Genomic DNA, 2533 nt, shown 5'->3' on the forward strand with positions numbered 1-2533 from the left:
GGGGACGTTCTGGACGGGCATCCCCCGGGGTGACGGGGTGCGCACGATCGAGGGGGCAGCACATGGGCGTGCACGGCACGGGCGGTCCCGGCGCGGCGGCGCCGAGCGTCGGCGTGGAGGAGGAGTTCCTGCTGGTGGACGCGGTGTCGGGGAAGTGCGTCCCAGGCGCCGGGGGCGTCCTCGCCGAGGCCGGCGCGCACCGCTGGGCCGGGTCGGGCGGGTCGTTCCAGGCCGAGCTGCTGACCTCGCAGGTGGAGGCGGCGACGGGCGTGTGCCGCGACCTGGCCGGCCTGGGGGAGCAGCTGCGGTTCGGGCGGGCGCGGCTGGCGGCGGCCGCGCGGTCGCGCGGCGCGCTGCTGGTGGCGTCCGGCACGCCGGTGCTGGACGGCCGCCCGCCGCCGCCCGCGCCCGGCGACCGGTTCGCCGCGATCATGGCCGCCTTCGGGGACGTGGTGGAGGACTACCAGGCGTGCGGCTGCCACGTCCACGTCGGCGTTCCCGGACGCGAGGCCGCGGTGGCGGTGGTGAACCACCTGCGGCCGTGGCTGCCGGTGCTGCTGGCGCTGTCGGCGAACTCCCCGTTCGACCACGGCCGCGCGTCCGGCCACGCGGCCCGCCGGATCGTGGAGATGGCGCGGTTCCCGGGCGCGGGGGTGCCGCCGTGGTCGGCGACGGCGGCCGAGTGGGACGCGCGCGTCGCGGCGCTGGTGGAGGCGGGCGTGCTGGTGGACGCCTCGATGACGTTCTGGCTGGCGCGGCCGTCGCCGCGGTGGCCGACGGTGGAGGTGCGGGCGGCCGACGCGGCGGCGACCGCGGACGAGGCGGTCCTGCAGGCGGCGCTGGTGCGCGGTCTGGTCGGCGCCGCGCTGGCCGATCTGGCGGCCGGCCGGGAGGCGCCCCGCGCCGACGGGCAGCTGTGCGCGGCGGCGCTGTGGAGCGCGGCCCGCCACGGCCTGGACTGCACGCTGGCGGACCCGGTCGCGCGGCGGCCCGTCCCGGCGTGGCGGCTGGTGGACGACCTGGTCGCCCGCGCCGCCCCCGCCCTGGAGGACACCGGCGACCTCGCCACCGTGTTCACGCTGCTGGAGGCGCTCCGCCGCGCCGGGACGGGCGCGGACCGGCAGCGCCGCGCGGCCCGCGCCGGCGGCCCCCGCGCCGTGGTGGAGATGCTGGCGCGCCAGACCCGCTCGGGCCGCCTCACCGGGTCCGGCGGGCTCACCGGGTTCGGCGGCGGGCCGTCGGGCGGGGCACCGGACGCCCCTCCCGAGCCGTCGCCGCCGCCGCACGAGACCCATGGGGAGGAAACGGGCGTATGGGACGCGCGTGAGCGGGTACCGGAGCCGGACGCCCCCAGGACGGACGCCACCCTGACCACGGAGGACACATGACCGCTCCGCAGGCCCCGGCCCGGGCCCGCGCACGCTCCGGGACCGCACGCGGCGCGGCCGCGCCCACCGCGCCCGCATCGCGCGCGGCGGCCCCGGCACCGCCGCCGCCGCGCGGCCCGCTGTCGCAGGCCGTGACCGCGGCGCTGGCGGCCGGCCCGCCGCCGGCCGACCCGGCCCGCCTGCCCGGCGCCGCCGAGGCCGCGGCCGCCGACCCCTACGGCGACGACCTGCAGCTGGCCCTGCACACCTGCTACGAACTGCACTACCGGGGCTTCGCCGGCGTCGACCCCGCCTGGGAATGGGACCCGGACCTGCTGCGGCTGCGCGGCGCCCTGGAAACGGTGTTCCTGGACGCCCTGCGCCGCGACACCCCCGCCGGCGGCGACGTCGACGCCGCCCTGCAAGAGCTGCTGGTGGAACCGGTCGACGCCCGCGGCGTCTCCCACCACCTGCGCGACGGCGCCCCGATGTGGCAGCTGCGCGAGCACGCCGCACTGCGGTCGGTGTACCACCTGAAGGAGGCCGACCCGCACGCCTGGGTGATCCCGCGCCTGCACGGCCCCGCCAAGACCGCGCTGGTCGCGGTCGAGAACGACGAGTTCGGCGGCGGCCGCCCCGCCATGATCCACCAGGGCCTGTACGCGGGCCTGCTGGACGACCTCGGCCTCGACCCCTCCTACGGCGCCTACGTCGACACCGCCCCCGCGCAGATGCTCGCGACCGTGAACATGATGTCGCTGTTCGGGCTGCACCGCTCCCTGCGCGGCGCGCTGGTCGGCCACTTCGCCGCCGCCGAGATCACCACGGCGCCGTCCGCGCGGCGGATGGCCGCCGCGCTGGAGCGCGCGGGCGCCGGCCCCCGCGCGCTGCTGTTCTACACCGAGCACATCGAGGCCGACGCCGTCCACGAGCAGGTGCTGCGCCACGACGTGATCGGCGCGCTGCTGGCCGGCGAACCGGACCTGGCCGCGGACGTGGCCCTGGGCGTGCACGCGACCGGGCTGCTGGAGGACCGCCTGGGCGCACGCCTGCTGGACCGCTGGCGGGCCGGGCGGACGGCACTGCGCCGCCCCCTGCCCGAGACACCGACCGGCACGCCGGCCGGGGCCCCCGCCGGCGGGCCGGTCGGTGTCTCGGGCAGGGGG

At 79.4% G+C, this 2533-nt stretch carries 2 protein-coding genes; both read left to right on the forward strand.

Features of this window, described 5'->3' with window-relative positions:
* The first annotated feature begins 62 nt into the window (after positions 1 to 62).
* Complete coding sequence (locus E1284_RS40125) at positions 63 to 1388, forward strand: carboxylate-amine ligase (RefSeq protein WP_131945345.1); 1326 nt, start codon at positions 63 to 65, stop codon at positions 1386 to 1388.
* On the forward strand, positions 1385 to 2533 hold a 1149-nt coding region (locus tag E1284_RS40130), incomplete at its 3' end, for an iron-containing redox enzyme family protein (RefSeq protein ID WP_131945346.1). The genes E1284_RS40125 and E1284_RS40130, both read left to right, overlap by 4 nt.

The sequence above is a fragment of the Actinomadura bangladeshensis genome (genome assembly GCF_004348335.1).
Lineage (GTDB): Bacteria > Actinomycetota > Actinomycetes > Streptosporangiales > Streptosporangiaceae > Spirillospora > Spirillospora bangladeshensis.